Source organism: Sphingomonas zeicaulis, assembly GCF_050433225.1.
Lineage (GTDB): Bacteria > Pseudomonadota > Alphaproteobacteria > Sphingomonadales > Sphingomonadaceae > Sphingomonas_D > Sphingomonas_D zeicaulis.
This window is the reverse complement of the sequence record NZ_JBNPXQ010000010.1, coordinates 1-22929: the sequence shown is the minus strand read 5'-3', so window position 1 is coordinate 22929 and position 22929 is coordinate 1. Positions and strand designations below refer to the sequence as shown.

17 protein-coding genes and 2 pseudogenes are annotated in these 22929 nt (G+C 65.0%); 8 read left to right on the top strand and 11 right to left on the bottom strand.

Going from position 1 to position 22929, the window contains the following annotated elements; translation table 11 throughout:
* Nucleotides 1-2 precede the first annotated feature (2 nt).
* The 7 genes from FHS96_RS25170 to FHS96_RS25140 all read right to left on the bottom strand — a co-directional run bounded on the left by FHS96_RS25170 (nt 3) and on the right by FHS96_RS25140 (nt 7115).
* The gene (locus FHS96_RS25170) at nt 3-605 is read right to left on the bottom strand and encodes a TetR/AcrR family transcriptional regulator (RefSeq protein WP_429598434.1); all 603 of its coding nucleotides are present in this window, start codon (nt 603-605) and stop codon (nt 3-5) included.
* Nucleotides 606-684: 79 nt separating this feature from the next.
* Nucleotides 685-1866 carry an amidohydrolase family protein gene (locus FHS96_RS25165; protein ID WP_429598432.1) on the bottom strand — a complete coding sequence of 394 codons (1182 nt, stop codon included), beginning with the start codon at nt 1864-1866 and terminating at the stop codon, nt 685-687.
* Nucleotides 1867-2310: 444 nt separating this feature from the next.
* Nucleotides 2311-3183, bottom strand: coding sequence for a crotonase/enoyl-CoA hydratase family protein (locus FHS96_RS25160; RefSeq protein ID WP_429598430.1), 873 nt, complete (start codon nt 3181-3183; stop codon nt 2311-2313).
* A gap of 42 nt (nt 3184-3225) precedes the next feature.
* Nucleotides 3226-4233 (bottom strand): NADPH:quinone oxidoreductase family protein, encoded by a 1008-nt coding sequence (locus tag FHS96_RS25155; protein ID WP_429598428.1) that lies wholly within the window; start codon nt 4231-4233, stop codon nt 3226-3228.
* A gap of 16 nt (nt 4234-4249) precedes the next feature.
* On the bottom strand, nt 4250-5053 hold the full coding sequence (locus tag FHS96_RS25150; RefSeq protein WP_429598426.1) for a tyrosine-protein phosphatase: 804 nt from the start codon (nt 5051-5053) through the stop codon (nt 4250-4252).
* The gene (locus FHS96_RS25145) at nt 5050-5520 is read right to left on the bottom strand and encodes a MaoC family dehydratase (RefSeq protein WP_429598424.1); all 471 of its coding nucleotides are present in this window, start codon (nt 5518-5520) and stop codon (nt 5050-5052) included. The genes FHS96_RS25150 and FHS96_RS25145 overlap by 4 nt, the downstream gene beginning before the upstream one ends.
* Before the next feature lie 332 nt (nt 5521-5852).
* On the bottom strand, nt 5853-7115 hold the full coding sequence (locus tag FHS96_RS25140) for a TetR/AcrR family transcriptional regulator (RefSeq protein ID WP_429598422.1): 1263 nt from the start codon (nt 7113-7115) through the stop codon (nt 5853-5855).
* Nucleotides 7116-7245: 130 nt separating this feature from the next.
* On the opposite strand from FHS96_RS25140, the gene FHS96_RS25135 reads away from it, so the two are divergent.
* From FHS96_RS25135 to FHS96_RS25120, 4 genes are read left to right on the top strand one after another with little or no spacing between them, the layout of a single operon-like run.
* Nucleotides 7246-8307 (top strand): phosphotransferase family protein, encoded by a 1062-nt coding sequence (locus FHS96_RS25135; protein WP_429598420.1) that lies wholly within the window; start codon nt 7246-7248, stop codon nt 8305-8307.
* A gap of 29 nt (nt 8308-8336) precedes the next feature.
* On the top strand, nt 8337-9101 hold the full coding sequence (locus FHS96_RS25130; RefSeq protein WP_429598418.1) for an SDR family NAD(P)-dependent oxidoreductase: 765 nt from the start codon (nt 8337-8339) through the stop codon (nt 9099-9101).
* Nucleotides 9098-9901, top strand: coding sequence for an SDR family NAD(P)-dependent oxidoreductase (locus FHS96_RS25125; protein WP_429598416.1), 804 nt, complete (start codon nt 9098-9100; stop codon nt 9899-9901). Before FHS96_RS25130 ends, FHS96_RS25125 begins: the two co-directional genes overlap by 4 nt.
* The gene (locus tag FHS96_RS25120) at nt 9895-10671 is read left to right on the top strand and encodes a thioesterase family protein (protein WP_429598413.1); all 777 of its coding nucleotides are present in this window, start codon (nt 9895-9897) and stop codon (nt 10669-10671) included. The genes FHS96_RS25125 and FHS96_RS25120 overlap by 7 nt, the downstream gene beginning before the upstream one ends.
* Before the next feature lie 13 nt (nt 10672-10684).
* Here FHS96_RS25120 and FHS96_RS25115 read toward each other — a convergent pair whose 3' ends face one another.
* Nucleotides 10685-13162 (bottom strand): TonB-dependent receptor, encoded by a 2478-nt coding sequence (locus FHS96_RS25115; RefSeq protein ID WP_429598411.1) that lies wholly within the window; start codon nt 13160-13162, stop codon nt 10685-10687.
* A gap of 493 nt (nt 13163-13655) precedes the next feature.
* Between FHS96_RS25115 and FHS96_RS25110 the strand changes: the two genes are divergently transcribed.
* The 3 genes from FHS96_RS25110 to FHS96_RS25100 all read left to right on the top strand — a co-directional run bounded on the left by FHS96_RS25110 (nt 13656) and on the right by FHS96_RS25100 (nt 18221).
* Entirely contained in the window at nt 13656-15281 is a 1626-nt protein-coding gene (locus tag FHS96_RS25110) for an AMP-binding protein (RefSeq protein WP_429598409.1), read from the top strand.
* A gap of 232 nt (nt 15282-15513) precedes the next feature.
* Nucleotides 15514-17070, top strand: a complete 1557-nt coding sequence (locus FHS96_RS25105; RefSeq protein WP_429598407.1) for an MFS transporter — start codon at nt 15514-15516, stop codon at nt 17068-17070.
* 134 nt (nt 17071-17204) lie between these two features.
* On the top strand, nt 17205-18221 hold the full coding sequence (locus FHS96_RS25100; RefSeq protein ID WP_429598405.1) for an LLM class flavin-dependent oxidoreductase: 1017 nt from the start codon (nt 17205-17207) through the stop codon (nt 18219-18221).
* 801 nt (nt 18222-19022) lie between these two features.
* Here FHS96_RS25100 and FHS96_RS25095 read toward each other — a convergent pair.
* The 3 genes and pseudogenes from FHS96_RS25095 to FHS96_RS25085 form a co-directional block, all read right to left on the bottom strand.
* Nucleotides 19023-19870: pseudogene (locus tag FHS96_RS25095) on the bottom strand (IS30 family transposase); the annotation flags it as partial.
* A 185-nt stretch (nt 19871-20055) separates the two neighbouring features.
* Complete coding sequence (locus FHS96_RS25090) at nt 20056-20691, bottom strand: carbonic anhydrase (RefSeq protein WP_429598403.1); 636 nt, start codon at nt 20689-20691, stop codon at nt 20056-20058.
* Nucleotides 20688-22312 (bottom strand): annotated as a pseudogene (locus tag FHS96_RS25085) (SulP family inorganic anion transporter). The gene FHS96_RS25090 and the pseudogene FHS96_RS25085 overlap by 4 nt, the downstream one beginning before the upstream one ends.
* A gap of 300 nt (nt 22313-22612) precedes the next feature.
* Between FHS96_RS25085 and FHS96_RS25080 the strand changes: the two are divergent.
* Nucleotides 22613-22929 (top strand): rod shape-determining protein (locus tag FHS96_RS25080; protein ID WP_429598401.1); only part of this gene is annotated, 317 nt, incomplete at its 3' end.

Here is a 22929-nt window from a genome sequence, read left to right as displayed (position 1 = left end):
TCTCAGCGCATCGGCCTGAGCGCGTCGAGGCTGCTCGTCACCAGCCGGCTGGTGAGTTCGCGCCCCTCCTCCAGCGTCAGCCCGCCTTCGTGGACCAGTCGGCCGGCATCGCCCGGGATCACGATCAGCAGTTGCACGAGCGTCAGCGCCTCGTTCGGCCCCATGCGCAGCTCGCGCGCGACCAGCGCCGCGACGCGATGATAAAGCCGGGCGCGAAATGCCGAGGCCGCCCCCGAAAGCTGGCGGGCCACAGCGACCTCACGCAGCGCGACCTCCAGTGCCATGCCATGTTCGGCGATATGCGCGAGATAGATGTCGGCAGCGGCGAGGCAGCGCTCCTGCAGGCTGCCGTTGGCAACCGCCGCCTCGATGCCGGCCTCCCGCAGCCAGTCGAGATGGCGCGCGAGCACTGCGTCGAGCAGTCGGTACTGATCGGGAAAATAGGCATAGACGAGCGCGCGGCTCGCCCCCGCGGCATCCCCCACCGCGCGCATCGAGAGCATCGCCGATCGGGTGGCGTTGAGCTGCGCATCAGCGGCATCGAGCAGTTCGTCGATCCGGTCGGCGGCCCGCTTGCGCGTCCGCCGCTCATCGCCCTCGATCACCCCGCTCCCGCCATCCTCTGTCATCCGGACGGGATATGCCGAGCGGCGGCCGGCGACAAGCACCGGCCGCCGCCCGCGCTCATTCGGCCGCGATGGCGTCGACCGAGACAGTCTTGCCATACATCATGAAGTCGTAATTGGTGCGGTAGAACATGTCCTTTACGGCCTCGTCGATGCCGTCGAGCGACTTCTCGAACTTGCCCAGCGGATCGCGCGTGCCTTCCGGGTGGGGATAGTCGCTGGAGAACATGTAGAGTTCGGGCCCCGAATCCCGGATCATCCGGCCGACATCCTCATTGGGGAACGGCGTGAACCGCACCGCGCGGCGGATATAATCGGACGGCTTCATGTCCATCGATTGCAGATAGGGATCGGTCTTGCGGAAGGATTCATAGCCATGGTCCAGCATCCGCAGGAATTCGGGCACCCAGCCGGCGCCGGATTCGATCACGCCGCCGCGCAGATCGGGGAAGCGCTGGAACACGCCGTCATAGATCAGGGCGGTCAGAAATTCCTGCGGCGCATACCAGAGGCAGAGGAAATCGGGGAAACGCAGATTTTCGCCACCGCCATGCAGATCGGGCGAACGCGGGCGGCCATTGTTCTGGAATGCCTTCGGCTGGCCCTTGGTCCCCGGCCCGATGTGCAGCATGAACGGGATGTTGTTGTCCGACAGGAACTGCCAATAGGGATCATAATCGGTGTGACCGGGTGAACGCTCGCCCGGCGCTGCCGCGGAGAACATCATCGCCCCCGCCCCCTTGGCATGGGCAAAGCGCGCTTCTTCGAGCGCGCGTTCCGGATCGTCGAGCGGCGTATAGGCGACCGCGACCAAACGCGGATCGACCGAGCAGAACGCGATCTGCGCCTGGTTGAGCGCACGTGACGCAGCATAGGCCCGATCCAGGCTGGTCGCGCGCCCGATCGCACCAAGGCCGAAAGTCGGAAAGACGAGTTGGCTGCTGAACCCCAGCCAGTCGAGCGCCTCGACCCGCTCCTGTGGATCGAAGGCGCCGAAGCCGGCCCAGCCCTTCTCGCCCTGGATCGGATTGGCCGCCGCCTTCGCCCGCGCCTCGGGATCGGACTGCCGCTTCATCGCATGTTCGATCATCTTGACGATGCGCTCGCCGCCCTCGCGCTTGGAGTAGACGCCGGAATAGGCCTCCTTGAACTCCCCCTCCAAATAGGGTGCGAGCCAATCCTGCGTTTCCATCGAATGCGCGTCAGCGTCATTGATAATCCGCCCGTTCGCGTAGGTCACAGCCCTCTCTCCATTCTATGTCTTGCCTGGTGGTGCTGAACTCAAGTCGCACTTATTGGTGATTGTGTCAAATGAGTCGTGACGGAGAATGGCGCTGCCGGCAGCCATGTAAAAAAGCGCTCTCCCGCACGTCCGCGGGAGAGGGGGCACGCATCTGGGCTGAGGACGAAAAGTTCCTCCGCGCGCTTTGCATGGGGAGGGGACCGCGCGTAGCGCGTGGTGGAGCAGCCGGCTCGGACCCAGTCGCTCGTGATACAGAGGGATCAGATGCTTCGGCGCCACCCCCACCACCACCAGCCTACGGCTGGCGGCCTCCCCGTTCCGTGGAGGACAGCATCCTGCCGCCCGCTTCGCGACGAGCACCACTCACCCGATGAAGCGTGCTAAACTGGCCTCATCACTATTGGTGCCGCTGTTGATCAGCCTGCCGCCGGAACTCGCCCCTCACCTGAACGGCAGCTCTTCCGCCCACGGAAAGAAGTCCGGCATCCCCGTCGAGACGACATCAGGAAACCGCGCCTCGCGCTTTTCCAGAAACGCCGTGATGCCCTCGCGCGCATCCGCGCTGCGGCCGCGCGCCTGCAGTGCGCGGCTGTCGACGCGATGCATGTCCATCGGATGCGCAGCCGCCAGACCCTGCCAGATCATCTGCCGGGCCAGCGCAATCGAGACCGGTGCCGATTGCGCGGTCAGTGCATGGGCGTGAGCGATCGCCGCATCGAGCAGATCCTCGGGCGCGTGGATCGCCTGCACCAGCCCGCGCGCCTGCGCCTCCGCCGCGTCGAAGATGCGGCCGCTGTAGATCCAGTCGAGCGCAGTCGGCACGCCGACCAGCCGGGGCAGAAACCAGCCCGAACAGGCTTCCGGGGTGATGCCGCGGCGAGCGAAGACGAAGCCGAAGCGCGCGCTGGATGCCGCGAGGCGCGCATCCATCGGCAGCAGCATCGTCGCGCCGATCCCCACTGCTGCGCCGTTTATTGCGGCGATGATCGGCTTGAGGCAGCGGAACATCCGCAAGGTTACGCGGCCACCGCCGTCACGCCGCACGCCGTCGACATCGATGTCGCCGGTGCGCCCGCCGGGCTTGTAGTCAAACGTCTCGCCGCCCTGCCCCAGATCGGCGCCCGCGCAGAACGCGCGCCCCGATCCGGTCAGCACCAGCGCGCGTATCGCATCCTCCGCATCGACATGGTCGATCAGGGCGAGCAGATCCTGCATCATCGCAACGCCGAACGTGTTCATGCGCTCCGGCCGCGAGAATGTGGCGACGGCGATGCCGTCGTGCATTGTCAGTTCCAGGGTGCTGAACTCAGGCATCGACGTCAGTCTCCCTCTGATATGCCGCAACAGGGCTGCGCGTCAGCCGCCCTGCCCTACCGTCACCACCACCTTGCCCACGGCCTTGCGATCGGCGAGCCACTGGATCGCATCGCCGCCTTGCTCGAGCGGCCAGGACCGGTCGATGCGCGGGCTGATCTGGCCCTTTTCCCACCAGTCGAACAGTTGCGTGACATTGGCGCGGTTGCGCTCCGGTTCGCGTCGCGCGAACGCGCCCCAGAACACGCCGCGCACATCGCAGCTCTTGAGCAGGGTGAGGTTGAGCGGCAGCTTCGGAATCCCCGCTGGAAAGCCGACGACCAGATAGCGCCCTTCCCATGCGATCGAACGCAACGCCGGTTCGCAATAGTCGCCGCCGACGGGATCGTAGATCACATCGGCGCCGCCCTCGCCCACGGCTTCCTTGAACGCCTGCGCCAGCGCCTTGGACTGGTCCGGCGTGAACGGCGCGCGACCATAGATCAGGGTCGCATCGGCACCGGCCTCGCGGGCGGCCGCCGCCTTTTCCTCGGTTGAGACCGCTGCAACGACACGCGCACCCAGCGCCTTGCCGATCTCGATCGCCGCCAGCCCGACCCCGCCGGCGGCCCCCAGTACCAGCAGGGTCTCGCCGGGGCGCAACGCACCGCGATCGACCAGCGCGTGGATGGTGGTGGCATAGGTCATCAGCAGTGCCGCCCCTTCCGCCGGATCGCGCCCCTGGGGGAGCTTGAAGGCACGCTCGGCGTCCAGCACCATCTGTTCGGCAAGTCCGCCATGGCCGGTGACCGCGATCAGCCGGTCGCCCACCGCCCAACCCTGCACATCGGCGCCCACCGCCTCGACGACGCCACTGATCTCGCTGCCCGGCGCGAAGGGGCGCTGCGGCTTGAACTGATATTTGTCCTCGATGATCAGCACGTCCGGATAGTTGATGCCACAGGCGAGCACGCGCACGCCCAGTTCGCTGCCCCCCGGCAGAGGCACCGGCAGATCGAGCAGGGACAGGGTTTCGGGGCCGCCGACCGCGGTGGAGACAAGTGCTTTCATCCGGTTTCCTCTCTTTTCAATCCTGCTCGACGAGCCGTGCGCGGAGCCGCGCCACCACCTCGCCATCCACGCCGACCGACTCCAGATAGGCGGACATCGTTCCATGCCCGCGTTCGATCGCGTCGAACGCCGCGGCGACATAGCCGGGTTCCGCCGCCATCATCGCCGCGATCGCCTCGGGCGGGTAGCGCCGCCGAAACTCCTCATCGCCGCCGGTGCGGACCACGGCGCGCGCCATATCGCCGGCCTTCCGGCGCGGAATGGCGCCGGTGAAGGCATAGTCGGCGACGATCTCGGCCCGGCCCGCGCCCAGCGCCGCGAGCAGCAGCGCCACCGACACGCCGGTGCGATCCTTGCCCGCCGAACAATGGATCACGCAGGGCTCGGCGCCATCGGCGACATGGCGGATGATCGCGCCGAACGTCTCGCCCATCGCGGTCGGCATCTCCGCGTAGAAATCACGCATCAGCGCCTGAGCGCCCGCCAAGGTCGGCGGATAGTCCAGCGCCATGTCGACCAGCCGGCGCTTGTGGCCCGGGCGGAAGACATGGGTGGTCAATGCGGGGTCGATCCAGACGGTCGGGTCAGCCTCCCGCTCGCGCCGCGCGCGCAGGTCGAAGATGGTCGTGATGCCGAGCGCGGCAAGGCGGTCGAGATCCGCCGGGGTCAGATTCGACAGCCGGTTCGACCGATAGAGCCGGCCGCGCCGGATGCGACCGCCACCTTCGACCGGATAGCCACCAAAATCACGAAAGTTGCGCGCCCCCTCCAGCCCGATCAGCCGCTCGGCCAGGGCCTCGGGAAGTGGCGCGTGGATCACGCCGCGACGACGAACTGGGTGATCCAGCGCGCGACGAGCGCGGGCGCCTCGATCTCCTCGACCAGCAGCTCGACGTCGAGCGTCTGCTGAAAACGGCCGGGCTGCTTCTCGACCAGTTCGGCGACGGTAAAGCGCGCCCGGACGGCCGAGCCGGCGCGCACCGGTCGCACGAAGCGAACCCGATCGAAGCCGTAATTGATCCCCATCGCGACCGGCGGCATCGCGGGCCGGGGCGCGCGCTCATGGAGGTGCGGCAGCAGCGACAGCAGCAGGAAGCCATGCGCGATCGTGCCGCCGAACGGCGTTGCCGCCGCCCGCTCCGGATCGATATGGATGAACTGGCGATCCAGCGTCGCCTCGGCGAAGGCGTCGATCATCGGCTGATCGATCAGCAGCGTTTCCGAAACATAGGTCTGGCCGACCAGCCGGCCGGCAACATCCTCGTCCAACATCGTTTCAGGTGCCATTCGCGCACTCCCTTGTCGCCGCTTTTTGGCGGCGGTTGGCGCGGGGAGCAACCGAAAACGACGTGGGCGGATGATTTTTCGTAAAAGAGGTATGTTCCGGCAGACAGCAAAGCGACTGTGCAATATAGTGCATTCCGGATCAAATCCGGGGTGGGGCCCGCTCCCTTCCCGTTCGTCCCGATCGAAATCCAAAGCAGGGCCCAGCGAACCCGAGACGGGAGACACACTCCGACAAGGTCTCGGTTCTCGGCTGAGCTCGGACTACGCCCTCGGCTTCGCTCGGGGCGAGCGGGAGATGTTCAGGCGTTTAGGAATCCCGGTATGCCCGCCACTCACTCCCCGACCAGCACCCGATCGTCGAACATCCCGTCCATGATCACCGACGCATAGATCGCGATCGCGCGGTCGCGTGGCAGGCGGGAGGCCCATTTGCGCAGGTCGAATGCCGAATTGAGCATGGCGATGATCGTCTGGCTGGCGACCAGCGGATCCACCACGCGCAGCGAGCCTTCGGCCGCCCCCTCGGTGAGCGTGCCGGCGAAGCGCAGCGCGGTGCGGTTGGAGCGCTGAACGACTTCAACGCGCACCGGTGCCGGCAGCGCCTGCAGCGCCGTGGTGCGGGTCAGCGGCCAGCTCGCCTCGAACTGGATGTCGAGCAGCGAGGCGACCGCGGTCGACAGGCTGTCCCATTCATTGCTGCGGCTGCAATGCGCGCGGCTCTGCATGTTGGCGACGCGCTTGTAGCTGCGCCGGAAACATTCGAGCACGAGGTCGTCCTTGGCATCGAGATGGTGATAGAAACTGCCCTTCGTCACCTTCAGCTTCTCGACGATGCGCTCGACCGAGGCGCCGCGATAGCCGCTCTCGTTGATGAGTTGCGTGGCGACGCGCAGGAAATTCTCGCGTCCGCCCTCGCCTGCGCCGAAGTCCCCGCTGTCCTCCGCCAGCATCCGCGGCCGCCAAACCGCACCCGGTATTGCGATGCCCCTCGCGAGGATGTCGAACAGCCGTTTGGTCACGCGCGGAAAATCGTCCAGCGCATATTGGCTGATCCAGATCGGCAGCCAGAACACCAGTTCAAGCAGGATGTGCGCGCGGGCGGTGAGCAGATCCTTGTGCGCCTCGTCCGCCGGCGCGCCGAAGAAGGCGCGCACCTCGCGGAACAACGCCTGGTACTGCTTCTCCAGCGGCACGCGCAGGGGCTCCTCCAGCGCGCGCACGTCAGACAGGCTGGCGAGCGGCCGGGCATCGCCGCGCAACACGGCGGCGCGCAGTTCGGCATGGAGCTGGACGAACCGGCGCACCCGCGCCTCCGGCGTCGCCTCGGCGCCCGCAACTCGGACCATTTCGGTCAAGCGCTCGGTCGTCCGCTCGAACACCGCCGCGGCCAACTGGTCCTTGCGGCGGAAATAATAGGTGACGCTGGTGGTGTTCAGCCCGACCGCCCGCGCGACGTCGAGCAGCGCGGTTCCCTTGGCGCCGCGCTCGTTGATCAGGTCGGTCGCCGCGTCGAGAATATCGTCACGCTTGCGCTCGAAGCGCTGTCGACTGCGCGGCGCGCGAGGCGGGGCGGTCGGAGCGGTTTTGGTCGTCATGGATGAACTCTTATGCCCGATGCCGGCTGATCACAAAGCCGTATCGATGGTATGGCGTTCAACACTTGCAAACCAGCACAATTTGAACATAGGGTATCACCAATCACGACAATGATGGCGATCTGCGAGGATGAACATGGGAGGCCAGGACGGCGGCGGCGAACGCCTGCCCGCAGCGGATTTTGACGCGACAGCGCTGGGCGCATGGCTGTCTGCCCATGTCGCCGGCTTTGGCGCTGTCTCCCGCATCGAAAAGTTTCCCGGCGGGCAGTCCAATCCGACCTATCGGGTGGAGGATGGCGCGCGTGCCTATGTCGTCCGGCGCAAGCCGTTCGGGGCGATCCTGCCCTCCGCCCATGCGGTGGAGCGCGAATATCGGCTGATCGCGGCGCTCCATCCCACCGGCTTCCCGGTCGCCCGGCCCTATGCGCTGTGCGAGGATCCGGCGGTGATCGGCGCGCCCTTCTATGCGATGGAACTGGTCGAGGGGCGCACTTTCTGGGACGGTGCCCTGCCCGGCTCGACGCCGGACGAGCGTCGCGCGATCTACGAACAGATGGTCGACGTCCTCGCTGACCTCCACATGATCGATCCGGAGGCGGTGGGCCTCGCCGACTATGGCGCGCCGGGCAATTTTTTCGAACGGCAGGTCCGCCGCTGGACCAAGCAGTATCGCGCGTCGCAAACCGAAGAGATCGAGGCGGTCGAGCGACTGATCGAATGGCTGCCCGCCACCTTGCCGGCGCAGGCGCGTACCTCCATCATCCACGGCGATTATCGCATCGACAACATGATCTTCGATGCCACAGCGCCGCGCGTGCTGGCGGTGCTCGACTGGGAGTTGTCGACCTTGGGCGATCCCTTCGCCGACTTCGCCTATTTCGCGATGAACTGGGCACTGCCCAGCGGGGAACGGCGCTCGCATCTTGGCGGGCTCGATCTCGCGGGGCTCGGCATTCCCGATCTCGATGCGGTCAGCGAGCGCTATTGCGCGCGCACCGGGCTCGCCGGAGTCGGCCAGCTCGACTGGTACTTCGCCTATAATCTGTTCCGCCTCGCCGGCATCGTCCAGGGCATCCGCAAACGCTTCCTCGACGGCAACGCCTCGAGCGCCGAGGCGGAAGAGGCATCGAAACGCGTCCGGCCGCTGGCCGAACAGGCGTGGGAATTCGCGGTCCGCGCCGGCGCCTGAGCCGCGCAACGATATCAAGGGAGAGAGTGATGGAATTGTTCGACCTCAAGGGCAAGGTCGCGGTCGTGACTGGATCGTCGCGCGGCATCGGCAGGGCAATCGCCGAGGAACTGGCAGCGCATGGTGCGAAGGTGGTGATCTCCAGCCGCAAACAGGATGCCTGCGAGGCGGTGGCAGCCGAGATCAACACGAAGCATGGACCGGGCGCGGCGACGCCGATCGCCGCCAGCATCTCCTCCAAGGAGGCGCTGCAGGAGATGGTGGCGACCACGCAGCACACCCTCGGCCCCATCGACATCCTCGTCTGTAATGCCGCCAGCAATCCCTATTACGGGTCGATGGACGGCATCTCGGACGAGCAGTTCCGCAAGATCCTCGACAACAACATCCTTTCCAACCACTGGCTGATCCAGCTCGCGCTGCCCGACATGCGGGCGAAGCGCGACGGCGCGATCGTGGTGATCTCGTCGATCGGCGGGCTCAAGGGCTCGGACATGATCGGCGGCTACAATGTCTCAAAGGCGGCCGATTTCCAGCTCGTGCGCAACTATGCGGTCGAGAATGGCCGCCACAACATCCGCATCAACGCGATCGCGCCCGGTGTGGTGAAGACCGATTTCGCGCGCGCGCTGTGGGAGGATCCCGCGGTGCACGACGCTACCGCCAGCCGCACGCCGATGCGCCGGCTAGGCGACCCGCGCGACATCGCGGGCGCCGCGGTGTTCCTTTCGTCGCAGGCCGCGGCGTGGATGACCGGCCAGGCGATCGTGGTCGATGGCGGCGTGACGATATGAGCGGCGCGCTTGCGGGCAAGGTCGCTGTGGTCACCGGCGCCGCCTCCGGGATCGGCCGCGCGAGCGCGCGCCGTTTCGCCGCGGCGGGCGCGCAGGTGCTCGCCTTCGATCGCGCGGCGGCGGTGCAGGAGGTTGCTGCCGAGCTTGGCGGCGGGGCAGTCGCAATGGAGGGGGATGCCGGCGCCGAGGCCGATGTGGTGGCTGCAATCGAGCGCGCGGTCGTCTCGTTCGGCAGGATCGACATCTTCTATGCCAATGCCGGCATCGTCGGTCAGGCGTCCGGCGGCATCTTCGATACGACGCCGGAGGTTTGGGCTGAAACCTTGCGGGTCAACCTGATCGGCCCCTTCCTCGCGGTGAAGCATGCCGCGCCGCGCATCGCCGATTTCGGCGGCGGTGCAATATTGTGCACAGCCTCGGTCGCAGGACTTCGGTCGGGCGCGGGGCCTGCGCATTATTCTGCATCCAAGGCCGGCGTGATCAACCTCGTGCAGACGGCGGCGCAGCAGCTTGCCGGCACCGGCGTCAGGATCAATGCGATCTGCCCCGGCCTGATCGAAACCGGCATGACCCGCGCCGCCTATGACCATGCCCGCGCCGCCGGCAAGCTCGACCGCATCGGCCAGCTCAACCCGCTGCTGCGCGGCGGCGAGCCCGAGGAGATCGCGGAGGTGGCGCTGTTCCTCGTCTCGGACGCGGCCAGCTATGTCCATGGCCAAGCGATCGCGGTGGATGGCGGGCTTTCCACCTCGCACCCCACGGTCAAGCGCCCCGGCGACCAGCGCGGCGCGGCATGGTAGGCATCGCCACTTTGCTCGACGCCGCCGGGCGCGATCCCGGCCGGCTCGAACTCGACCTCCCCGAAGGCTGGACGCAGGGCCGCACCGCCTATGGCGGGCTGAGCGCGGCAATCGCCTATCGCGCCGCGCGCTCCGTCCAGCCCGACCTCCCGCCGCTCCGCGCCGCGCAGATCGCGTTCGTCGGCCCGGTCTCCGGCGCGATCACCGCGCAGGCGACTTTGCTCCGGCGCGGCCGGACCAGCGCATTCGTCCGCGCCGACCTCATCGTCGACGCGGCGGTGATGCTCAGCGCCACATTCCTGTTCCTCGACGAGCGCCCCTCCGAGGTGCAGCTCGACGCGCCGGCGATGCCCGACGTCCCCGCCCCCGAGGACGCCGCGCCGGCGATGCGCCGCGATGCCCCCGCCTTCACCGAGCGGCTGGATTATGGCCATGGCCTGCCGTTCACCGAACGCGGCAATCCCGAGTTGCTCCGCTGGGTGCGCCTGCGCGACCGCGACGGGCTCGACACCGCGACCGAAATGCTCCTCGTCGGCGATGCATTGCCGCCGGGTGCCGCCCCCTTGATGCCCCGCCCTGCCCCGATCAGCTCGGCCAACTGGACGGTGAACCTGCTCACCCCGGCCCCGGTCACGAGCGACGGCTGGTGGCTCCTCCAGTCCCGTGCGGACCATGCCGCTGGTGGCGTCAGCAGCCAGGCGATGCGGGTGTGGAACCGGGGTGGAACGGGGGTGATGACGGGGTGCCAGACGGTGTCCATTTTCGCCTGATCACCCTGCCCGATCAGAACCGCGCCTCCAGCTTCACCCCCACATGCCGGAACGAATCCGGGCTGAAGAACTGGATCGAGCCGCCCGGATTGATCGCCGGGGTCGGCGAGGCGCTGATGTTCGCCGCCCAGATCTTGTTGAGCAGATTGCTGGCGTAGATCGAGACGCGCCAGCTGTTGTCGTCCGCACCCACGCCGATCTGGCCGCCGAGCAGGCCATAGCCGGACTGATAGGTCAGCGGGTTGTTGGTGGCGGAATAATAGACGCTGCTTCGATGCGTCCAGTCGGCGCTGACGAAGCCGGTGAAGCTGCCGAACAGCGCCTGCGGTTCCCAGCCGGCGCGAATATAGTATTGAAACTCCGGGGCATTATCGACGACGTTCCCCTTCACGTTGATCAGCCCGCCGACGCAGCCGGGCTGCGGCACTGCCGCCGCCGGGTTGGCCGCTGTCGGCGCATAAACGGTATAGCAGGAGACGCCGGGGAAATCGCCGAAGCGGGCGTGCAAATAGGAGCCGCCGACGTCGAGGAAGGCATCCGGCACCGGGCGCGTCGCGACGCCGAACTCCACGCCCTTTACGATCACCTCGCCGGCATTGGCGATGCGCGACACGAACTGGCCGTTCTGCGGCGTAGAGACCTGCGCCTGGAAATCCTCGTAGCGGGTGCGGAACAGCGCGATGTTGAACGAGACGCGGCGATCGAACAATTCGCCCTTCGCACCGACCTCTATCGAACGCGGAATTTCGGGGGCGACGCGCTGGTCGTCGGCACCGTTCAGGATCAGCGAGGGCGTGATTGAAAGCCCGCTGAAGCCGGGGCCTTTATAGCCGCGCGCATAGGTCGCGTAGACCATGAAGTCCGGCACGACCTCATATTTCAGGCTGCCGCGGAAGGAGAAATTCTCGGCATCATTCTTCTGCCGGATCTCGTCAAAGCAGTTGGGCCGCGCGGGCAAGGTGGCGGTGCGCACGCAGGGCGTAACATAGGGGCCATCGAAACCGATATAGCCGGTCTGCGGAATGCCCACCGCGGGATAACCGAAGCGCAACGGCAATGTCGGGTCGAGCAGCGGTCCCGACTGGAAGCGCAGGTTGAGCCGGTCGATCGTGTAGCGGCCGCCCACTGACAGTTCGAGCTTCGGGGTGATGTGCAGATTGACCTGGCCGAACGCGGCATAATTGTCGTTGCTGACGATCGAGCGGCCGGCACTGGTCTGCTGCACCGCAGTAGCAGGCAGGGTCACCGGCGCGAGCCCAGGCGAATTGGGAAAATAGCCCTGCGAACCGATGATGCCATCGTTGCTCGACCAGAAATAATAAAGCCCGGCGACGAAATCGGCAAAGCGGCCCACGGGCGAGGCGATGCGCGTTTCCGCGCTGAAATTCTCGTTGCGCGTGTCGCCGCCATTATAATTGACGTAATCATAGTCGATGAAGTCGGCGTCGTAGAAGTTGCGCTTGTGGCTGTTGCGATAGGCGAGGATCGTCGTCCAGTCATAGCCGCCAAGCTTGACCTCGGAGGTCAGCGAGGCACCGCCGGCACGGCCGAACCCGTCAGCCTCGGCGTCGGCGGCGATGGCAAAGTTCTTCCGGCTCGGCACGATGCCATATTTGGCGTTGACGATCGCCGAGGCGCTGCCCGCCCAAGGCACCGATCGCAGCACCTGCTGGCAGCAGAATTCGTCTGACCAGTTATAGTCGCCGGAGAGCAGCAGCGTGACATCGGGCGACGCTTCCCACAGCACCTTGGCCGTGAAGCCCTTGTTGTCGATCGCGTTGAGATCGCGCTTGAGCACCGGGCTCTTAACCCAGCCATCGAGGTGGTTGTAGACCCCGGTCACGCGCACCGCGAGATTGTCGCGCAATGGCACGTTCAGCACAGCCTGGATGATGCGCTCGTCATTCTCGCCCAGCGACACGCGCACCTGTCCCTCGGGTGCGTTGAAATCCGGCCGCTTGGTGTAGATGGCCACCACGCCCGACGAGGCGTTCTTGCCGAACAACATGCCCTGCGGGCCGCGCAGGATCTCGACGCGCTCGATATCGGTCAGCGTCTGCAGCGCCGACGGATCGCCCAGCACGACGCCGTCGAGCACGGTTGACACGCTCTGTTCGATGCCGCTGGAGAAACTCGACGTCCCGATGCCGCGGATCGAGAAGGCCGACGATCCCTGGCCGGTGCTGACGCGGAAATTGAGGCTGGGATCGATCGAACGCAGGCTCTGCAGGTTGACGATGTTCTGCCGGTCGAGTTGTTCGCCCGAGGTGGCGGAGATCGCCAGCGGCACATCGTTCAGCCGCTCGGCGCGGCGGGTGGCAGTGACGATGATGTCACCGGCGGCAAATCCGTTGTCGCGGGGCGCGGTGGCGCTCGGTGCGGATGGCTGAGCCGGTTCGGCGGTCTGCGCATGCACGGCCTGTACGGCCAACAGGGCGCACAGCACTGGCACCGAGGCATGCATCCGCAGCGAATTGATCTGGATTCCCATCGCCCTCTCCCTGGCCGTTGGCCCGCATCGGCTCCTGCGACACTGGGCGAGACGATACGTGCCCCATCACTGGTGCGTGGGTCAATGACAATCTGCACCACTGATCTTCCGCTCTCCGGGGTCGATACGCCGCGCGCTTCACGAGGGAAGATCGTCATTTTCTACGTAATGATGGTTTTGGAGTCATTTGCAGCATCGCGATGAGGCAATGCGTTTCGCCCGCTGAGGCGCCACGAGCTTGCACGGCTCTCTAGAGGACGGATGGAGCAGGAGCGATCCAACCGCCATCAATCAGCGAGCAATCGCCCGAGCCGCCACGCAAGAAGCCCACTTCTGCAACCATAATGACGATCCTATTGGAGAGATTGTCAGATATTGCGGCGCACCATGGCCGCACCATATTCCATCACGCCCCGCCTGATAATTGCGACACGCAATCGAAGCTGATAAATGGTGCGATTATCAAATCGCAGAAAACATGATGGAGAGCGATATGAAGGAAACGGTCGCGCGCGTCGCGCCGGAGCCGGTGCCAACCGGTGGCTGCCCAGCGGATCCGGCAGGCGCGCTGCCATTATGGACAGCGCTGGCGGCGCGCGGCCAGCTTTTCTCGCATTGGGCAGAGCGGTTCGGCGACGCGCCCGCGCTCCATTCCGCGCGGGGAGACCGCAGTTTCGCCGATCTTGATCGCCGCGCCAACCGTCTCGTGCGCTGCCTGCGCGCTGCGGGGCTGAGCACCGGATCCCCTGTCGCGGCGTTGTGCGGCAACATCCCCGCCTTCGTTGAGATCCTTCTCGCCTGCCAGCGCGGCGGCTATCGCTTCACCCCGGTCAACTGGCACCTTTCCGCCGAAGAAGTCGCCTATATCGTCGAGGATTGCGGCGCGCGGGCGCTGATCGTGCAGGCCGATTTCGCCGATCGCGTGCCCGCATCCGCTGCCGACGGTCTGCTTTTCGCATTGGCGGTGGAAGGCACCGCGCCCGGCTTTGTCGACTATGAGGTGGCGATCGCGGCGTTTTCCGGAGACGCGCTGGACGATCCCGTCCTCGGCCGCACCATGCTTTACACATCGGGCACGACCGGTCGCCCCAAGGGCGTGGTCAAGCCAGGCGCAGCGACGGTATTGCCGATGCGCGAAGGCAGCAGCTTCGGTTATCGCGACGGCGATGTGAATCTGCTGTGCGGCCCGGCCTATCATGGCGGACCGCTGGCGTTCGACCTGCTGTTCCCTCTCGCCTCCGGCGCGGCGATCGTAATGATGGAGCGGTTCGATCCGGCGGAGGCGCTCGCGCTGATCGCGCGCCACCGAGTGACGCACACCCACATGGTCGCCACCATGTTCCAGCGCCTGCTCGCCCTGCCCGACGCCATGCGATCTGCCGACGATCTCTCCAGCCTGCGGATGGTTGTGCATGGCGCGGCCCCCACGCCGCCGGAGGTGAAGCGCGCGATGATCGATTGGCTGGGGCCCGTGCTGTGGGAATATTATGCCGCAACCGAAGTGGCGACACGCATCCACATCACCTCGGAAGAATGGCTGCGCAAGCCCGGCAGCGTCGGCCGCATCCCGCCGGACAGCGGCGCCTGCGTGCTCGACGAGACGGGCGCCCCCTGCCCTCCCGGCGTCACCGGCCGGGTAAGCTTCCCCAATATTGCCGCGCTGGCGCCACGCTATCACAACGCGCCCGACAAGAATCGAGATACCTTCGGGGGCAGCCATTTCAGCGTCGGCGACATCGGCCATATCGATGCGGACGGCTATCTCTTCCTTACCGGCCGCTCGGCGGAAACGATCATCTCGGGCGGGGTGAACATCTATCCGCAGGAGATCGACATGGTGATGCTCGATCATCCGGCGGTGCGACAATGCTGCACGGTCGGCACGCCCAATCCGGAATGGGGCGAGGAGGTGCGCGCGGTGGTGGCACTGGCCCCGAACTGGCGGCCATCTGCGGAACTCGCCGCCGATCTGATTGCATTCGCGGCCGGGCGGCTGGCGCGCTACAAGCTGCCGCGCGCTGTCGATTTCGTTAACGAACTGCCGCATTCCCCGGCCGGAAAGGTGCTGCGTGCGGACGTCCGTCGTCGCTACTGGGACTCGCTGGCCCGCCACATCTGAGGCGCACTATTATCACAAGCACCATTAATCCTCTTGCCTATGCAGCGGATCGGTGCAAACCTCCCGACAAAGACCGCCATGATATTTTGACTAATGCACCGATAAGTGCATCAGTTGGCGGCACCAGGAGGGATGAATGGCACCTCGGCAGCCACAGAAGTTACCCGGATTTGCCACCAGCGATCCTGCGCTGCGGCGCGGCGACTGTCGCCAGCCGACGGAGTGCTAGACCATGGCCACCCGCACGCTTGACGGCACATCGTCGCCCGCCCCCGCCATTCCCCCCATCGCCGTGCCCGGCCCGGGCACGATCGATCGACCACCGCCGCTCACCCGCTCGATCCGGCTGAGCTATGGCGTGGGCGCGATCGCCAACGGCGTGAAGAACGTGTCCTTCTCCGCCTATCTGATGTTCTTCTACAATCAGGTGGTCGGCGTGCCTGCGGGGATTGTTGCGGCGGCGCTGGCGTTGACGTTGGTGATCGACGCGATCGCCGATCCTTTCCTCGGGCGCTGGTCCGATGTCGTGCGCACGCGCTGGGGGCGGCGCCATCCCTTCATCTATGCCGCGGCGCTGCCGACCGCACTTTTCTTCGCGCTGGTGTGGTTTCCGCCGAGTGGCCTGTCTCCATGGGCGATCGGCTGCTGGGTGTTCGTGACCGCGATGATGACGCGTGTGTCGATCAGCGCGTTCGAGATCAACACGCAGGCGATGACCGCGGAACTCACCAACGATTATGGTGCGCGCACGCGACTGTTCTCGCTGCGATACTGGTTCCTCTATATCGGCCAGTACGGCTTCAGCGCGATTTCGCTGCTCGTGTTCTTCGCGGCAACGCCGGACTATCCGCGCGGGCAGCTCAACCCGGAAAGTTATGTCGGGTTCGCGCTGCTGGGATCGGTGCTGATCTTAGCCTCAATCCTGGCGTGCGGGCTCGGCACGCATCGCTGCATTCCCTATTTGCGGCAGGCGGAGGTACGCACCACGCGTACCAGTCCGGCGACGCATTTTCGCGAGATGCTGGCAGCCTTCAAAAGCCGTGCCTTCCTGGCAATCTTCGGCTTCGGCGTGTTCAAGTTCACCGCCATCGGGCTTTACGCAGCGACCGCGCTCTACTTCAACACCTACCTGTTCGGACTGAGCGCCGCGCAACTCGCGCTGCTGACGCTCGACAGCCTCGTCGCCGCCACCATCGCCGCACCGCTCGCCCCCATCATGTCGCACTGGCTGGGCAAGCGGGCCAGTTCCATGCTGTTCGCTGTCGCAGGCGTCGGGTTGGGGCTCAGCCCGCTGTTGCTCGCCTATTTCGATCTCTTCTTCGTGGCCGGAGATGCGGGGCTGCTGCCGACGCTGTTTGCGATCGGCGCGGTCTATGGCGCGATGGTGGCGATTTCGCTGATCAACACCTCATCGATGCTGGCAGACGTCGTAGAGGACAGCGCAGTACACACCGGCCGCCATGAGGCCGGCACCTTCTTCGCCGCGTCCAGCTTCATGCAGCAATGCTCGACCGCGCTGGGGCTGGTGGTCAACGGGCTGATCCTCACCTGGGCGGGCTTTCCCGAAAAGGTGAAACCCGAGCGGGTCAGCGACGCGATGATGGACAGCCTTCTGGTCCACTATATCCCCATCGCGTTCCTGCTCTGGGCGGTGGGTTGCCTTATCCTGCTCTTCTACCCGATCGACCGCCGGCGCCACGAGCAGAACCTGGAAATCCTGCGCAGCCGCCGCGCCGAGGCGCTGGCGCGGGAGGCGGATAACGCCGCGCTCGGTGCGCCGCTGCGGTGATATAGCATGGTACCGGGCAGCCTTCTGCTGCCCGAGGCCCCTCCCCTGCCCCCAGCACGCCCGAATGAGGGTGACGATCGGGAACGGTGTGACCATATGGCCAGCCGCGGATATCCTCGCGGAAAGGCCAATTGATGAAGAAGATCGGGTTCCTGTCATTCGGGCATTGGAGCGACACCCAGCATTCGGCAACGCGTTCGGCGAGCGACGTGCTGCTGCAGTCGATCGATCTGGCGGTTGCCGCCGAGGAACTTGGCGCTAACGGCGCCTATTTTCGTGTCCATCATTTCGCCCGCCAGCTCGCATCCCCCTTCCCGCTGCTGGCGGCGGTCGGCGCCCGCACGCAGCGGATCGAGATCGGCACCGGCGTGATCGACATGCGCTATGAGAACCCGTTCTACATGTTCGAGGACGCAGGTTCTGCGGACCTGATCAGCGGTGGCAGGCTGCAACTCGGCATCAGCCGCGGCTCGCCCGAGCAGGTCATCGATGGCTGGCGGCATTTCGGCTATGCGCCGGCGGAGGGGCAGGACGCATCCGACATGGGCCGTGCCCATGCCGAGACCTTCCTAAAGCTTCTCGACGGCAAGGGCTTTGCCCAGCCCAATCCCAATCCGATGTTCCCGAACCCGCCGGGGCTGTTGCGGCTCGAGCCTTTCGCGGACGGGCTGAAGGATCGCATCTGGTGGGGTTCGGCCTCCAACGCCACCGCGGTTTGGGCCGCGAAGATGGGCATGAACCTGCAGAGCTCGACACTGAAGGCGGACGAGTCGGGCCAGCCGTTTCACGTTCAGCAGGCCGAGCAGATCCGCCTCTTTCGTACCGCGTGGAAAGAAGCCGGGCACACCCGAACGCCGCGCGTGTCAGTTTCGCGCTCGATCTTCGCGCTCGTCGACGACCGCGACCGCGCCTACTTCGGCCGGGGAGACAGCAGCGACCAGATCGGGCTGATCGACAATATGCGCGCTGTCTTCGGCCGCACCTATGCCGCCGAGCCTGAGAGGCTGATCGAACAGTTGCGCGCCGACGAAGCGATTGCCGAGGCGGACACGGTGCTGCTGACCGTGCCCAACCAGTTGGGCGTGGCCTATAATGTGCATCTGCTCGAGGCGTTGCTGACGCAGGTCGCGCCCGCGCTCGGATGGCGATGAGGCGCCGCGGCAAGCCCCAATGAGCGCGCCTGGGTGGACAACCCCGCGGCTCGTGCAACGGGAGGGCGCAGCGGTCGTACCGAGAAAGCCTATGCCGCCTCCCCGCCCTGTCTCATGTTCTCCGGTGGCGGCTGCCCGGTTCCGCCCGAGTTGCGGGGTCGTCGATCAGCAGTGCAGGCACGTGACGATCCGGCCGTGACACCCCTGCCCGATGTCGACGCGCCATGCCCGGGCGGAGTGCCGCACGTTGCCATTTGGCAGCCACGGCCGCGGCGGTCTCGCGGCGGTATGAATTTCGTCGGTTTATTACAAGTTGATGCGTCGTCGTTGACGGGTCGGCTGTTGCATGATGGTTGATCGATCGTGCGCCTTTGGCTTGCGCCGCCGGCGGAGGTGGCGTTGAATCTCCTGCTGATGAACCGGCAGCGCCATTTTCAGTTCGCAGTCGCAAGCTGCTTAGCAGCGTCATGTTACCAACATTATTGGCACGGCGCGCAATGTTGCGCCGCTTGAGCTAATTGTCGTTGGCTTTGTCTGAAGCGATGGCGGAAGCCTGAGACACTCTGTCCGGGATGTCCATGCCCGTGGTGGGCGTTCCCCATCCCCCGCATGTAGCTGTCCAGCGCACATTTCCATCAAACGGCAGCGCCCAGCGAACGGCGCCGGAGGCGAGCGCCAACCTCTCCGTGCTGGCGGAAGGTATTTGAGGCGTTCTGCAACCAACATTGTTGCGTTTAACCATATGTGAGCAACCGTCATTCTCGCGTTATCAATGCATAGCACGCGCGTTTACAATCTCGAATCGGCAAGCTCCTTGCCTCGATCCCAGGTCAGCGATTGGTAAAGCGCGCGAGGTAGCTTGTGTGCCTGCCTGATCAGCGCCGAGACCAAGGTGACGGTTTCCTTGCTCGCGACCTTGGCCAGGACAACGTAGCGGCATTGGCGTTCGACCAACGTCACGATGTGACTGTTTCGAGCCCGCAAGAGGAGATCACCCCCCCCCAATGCCCGGGCACGGCGCGGCCCTCAACCGCCGCGGGTCTTTCGCTGATCGAGATCGCATCCTTGATCTGGCCGAGCCCATCGCGTTTCAGGCTGGCATGGCGCGACCGCCGGATCGTGCGCCTTGCCCGCAGATGCTCGAGCAACTCCTTCTTCAGCACACCACGCGCCTGGATATACAGGCTTTTGTAGATGGTCTCGTGTGACACCCGATGCCGCTCTTCGTCCGGAAAGCTGCGCCTGAGCCAGCCTGCGATCTGCTCCGGCGACCATTTGCGCCGCAGCTTGGCCGATACTGTTCGCCGCAAGGCGGGCTGGCAAGCCAGCTTGCAGAGCTTGGGACGTCGCCCACGCTCCCAGGCCGCCTGGTCCGACACCGTCGCACGATAGGCGTCCCGCCCACCATTGCGACCGATCTCACGGCTGATCGTCGAGGGCGCGCGCCCAAGCAGGGCCGCCAGCGCCCGCACCGATCGCCCACGCTCGACCGGCCGTATCCCTCCCGACCGCGACAGCACCGAAAAGATCGATGACGACTGCCGGTCGATGTGGCGACCGATCGAACTCATCGACTCGCCGCGCTGCCAGGGGTCCCAAATCTCAGCTCGCTGCGCTGCCGAGTAATGGGTCCGCTGCTGCTGCTTCATCGCTCACACCGCTTCTTGCTTCGGGCATGACGTGTTGCAACCACCTGTTGAACCCGCCTTCCTTATCGGACAGAACTGGGCGCGGAGAAGGCGGGGTGGCAAACCGGCGCCGACGACCCTCGAAGGGGGCGCCGATCTTCACGAGCCCGAGAATCATTCGCCAAACGACGAGACTTCGAGGCCAGTCAGAGAACCGGCGCAGGCGCCTCGACGTCGTCGAGCGGCGCCGCGGCATCGAGTTCCAGCAGCGGCTTGATCACGCCGTCGCGCAGATCATAGACCCAGCCATGCAGCGCCAGCGGAATGCCGGATGCCCAGCGTTTCTGCACGACGGCTGTACGGGCGAGGCGAATGAGCTGCTCGCGAACGTTGACCTCGACGAACCGATTGATGCGCGCATCTTCGTCACCGGCATCCTCGATCTCTGCGGCGTGCGCCGAATGAACGGCGCGAGCGTTTGCAAGCCATCGATCGACCGCACCCTCGGTGCCACCAGTCCGCGCCGCCTTGATTCCCCCGCAGCCATGGTGCCCGCACAGAATGATATGCTTCACCTCTAGCACGCAGACCGCATATTGCAGCACCGCCATGCAATTCAGGTCGTGATCGTCGATCAGGTTCGCAATGTTGCGATGAATGAACATGCCGCCTGGGGGCGTCATCGTGATCTGCTCAGGTCCAACCCTGCTATCTGAACACCCGATCCACAGAAAATCGGGCTTCTGGCCCGCAACCTGCCGGCTGAAGAAGTCGCTGTTCTCGTCGAGCAGTTCAAACGACCAAGCGCGATTGGCAAGGAGCAGTTGTTTGTACAATCTCATGCGAAGCTGACCTCGAGCCCGGGGGCATTGATGAGCGGGGCGCTGCGCCGGGCGATGTCGCCCCGGACAACCACCCTGATGTCGCGATATATCGCTCCCGTGATGAACGCATTGATGACATCGATGTTGTCGAGGTCGACGTAGTTCGTCGACGAGAGGTCGATCAGGAGGTTGCGGCCATCGGGGACGCGGGCCAACTCGCGTTGCAGTTCATATTTGTGGATGAAGTACAGGTTTCGTCGGGCGCGGATGAGGCAATCATCATCGTCGCAAACAAAGGTGATCGCCGAACGAAAATTCCTCCCCACGACGAAAACGAAGCCGATCGCCAGACCGACCAGGATGCCAGTCAGCAAATTCGTCAGGAGGATGGCCGCGACGGTGGCGACGAACGGGATGAACTGCGTCCAGCCCTGTCGATAGCGTTGGAGAAACAGCTTGGGCTTGGCCAGCTTGTAGCCTGTGGCGATCAGGATCGCGGCCAGCGCGGACAGCGGGATATGGTTCAGCACCGTCGGAATCAGCATGACACTCAGCAACAGCCATGTTCCGTGCAGGATGGTCGACAACTTGCTCTCCGCGCCCGCCTCGACGTTCGCCGACGAGCGGACGATCACCGACGTGACGGGAATACCCCCCATCAGGCCCGAGACGATGTTGCCGCTGCCGTGCGCGAAGAGTTCGCGGTTCTTGTCCGTCAACGCGCGTCGCGGGTCGATCTCGTCGACCGCCTTGACACTGAGAAGCGATTCCAGCGTCGCGACGATTCCCACCGTCACCGCGGTGGCCCAGACTGCGTGGTTCCCGATCGCGGATAAATCCGGCAGTTCGAATAGCGATAGAAAGCCGCCGACGCCGTTCGCGACCGGCACCTGGACAAGATGCGAAGGCTGAATGTGCAGCGCAGGGGCCACATAGCCCAGCATCAGATTGCCGAGAACGCCGATAAGAACGACGATCAACGGTCCGGGAACGAACCTGAGCAATCCCGTTGAGGGGCGGGCATGATCCCACCAGAAGAGAAAAAATAGGCTTGCGGAGCTTATCAGGAGCTCGCCCCACAGAACGCTCTCCCGCAGCGCATGAGAGATCGCCGAGAAGGTAGTGTAGCCGTTCGCCTGGAAGAAGGCGAAACTGCCGGAATAGTCGCCGTCATAACCGACGGCATGCGGTACCTGCTTGAGGATCAGGATGAGGCCGACGCGGCGAGCATGCCGGTTACCACCGAGGATGGGACGAACTCGCTGAGAACGCCCGATCGGGTCAGGCCGAACAGGATTTGCATGATGCCGGCAAGAACCACCGCGAGCAGAAACGCCTCGAAGCTCGGCAGCGCCTGAATGGCGTCAAAAACGATGACGGTGAGCCCCGCCGCCGGTCCGCTCACCGACAGTCGCGCTCCGGACAGGGCCCCGACGACCACACCGCCGACCACACCCGCAATGATGCCGGAAAAAAGCGGCGCCCCGGACGCCAGTGCGACACCGAGGCAAAGCGGTAATGCGACCAGGGCAACGACAAGTGAAGCAGGAGCATCTGATTTGATCGACTTCAACAAATTGCCTGACGGCACCTGATTCCCCTGATCCCGAGAAAAAACGTTACCGCTGATCCCTGTCATTAAATGCAATATTTTCACACTAAATTTGCATACAGCAACGATTTGATTTATCTCAAATTTGGGAAGGATCGGTAGAATTTCGCGAATTTAAGGCAGGCCGAGTAAGGCTCATTAGGCGGAATATTTTTCGTTTACCAAGGGTTTTGGCTCCGTCCGCGTATCTGCCGCTCCGTCTGCGGACCGGCCCACGCTCTTTCCGATCTCCATCGTCATGCGGTCGCAACACGTGCAGCGCCCACCTGGATCCGGCTCCAGACGGGTCACGCCAAGCGGCATCTGAACAACAGGGTCTCGATTTCGATGATTTTCAAACGCTGGCTAAGCGCGTTTTCCCAGGACATGGCAATCGATCTCGGCACCGCGAACACGCTGGTTCATGTCCGCGGGCGGGGCATCATCCTCAACGAGCCTTCCGTCGTTGCGATCGAGACGGTCGACGGCGCGAGCCGCGTCAAGGCCGTGGGTGACGATGCGAAGCTGATGATGGGCAAGGCACCGAGGCAGATCAGGGTTGTCCGGCCGATCCGCGATGGCGTCATCTCCGACATCGAAGTCGCCGAGCAGATGATCAAGCATTTCATCCAGAAGGTGCATGGCGCCCGGCGTCTGCCTCGCTG